At 70.5% G+C, this 541-nt stretch carries 1 pseudogene; it reads left to right on the forward strand.

The features are described 5' to 3' along the window. Window positions 1-62: 62 nt before the first annotated feature. Window positions 63-541, forward strand: a pseudogene (locus CCN56_RS40550) (tryptophan--tRNA ligase); the annotation flags it as partial.

The raw sequence follows: 541 nt of genomic DNA on the forward strand, positions 1-541 counted from the left end.
ACCCATGAGCACCCTCCGTCGACGCGCTCGGGACGTCCGCCGCCGAGGCACGCAGCGCGGCCCTGGAGGAGCAGATCCTCAAGGAGCCGGGGAGGTTCCGCGTACTGACCGGGGACCGGCCCACCGGGCGGCTGCACCTGGGGCACTACTTCGGCACCCTGCACAACCGGGTGCGGCTCCAGGACCTCGGGGTGGAACTGTTCGTGATCATCGCGGACTACCAGGTCCTGACCGACCGCGACGNNTCCTCAGCCTGGTGTCCGTGGCCGAGCTGAACCGCAACCCCACCGTCAAGGACGAGATCGCCCACTCCCGGCAGGCCGCCGTCAGCGGCCTGATGTTCACCTATCCCGTCCACCAGGCCGCCGACATCCTGTTCTGCAAGGCGAACCTCGTCCCCGTCGGGCAGGACCAGCTGCCGCACCTGCAGATCACCCGGACCGTCGCCCGCCGGTTCAACGACCGCTACGGCAGCGGCACCGCCGTCTTCCCCGAGCCGGACGCCCTGCTGTCCGAGGCACCGCTGCTGCTCGGCACGGAC

The organism is Streptomyces sp. NRRL B-24572 (assembly GCF_002156145.1).
GTDB classification, from domain to species: domain Bacteria; phylum Actinomycetota; class Actinomycetes; order Streptomycetales; family Streptomycetaceae; genus Streptomyces; species Streptomyces vietnamensis.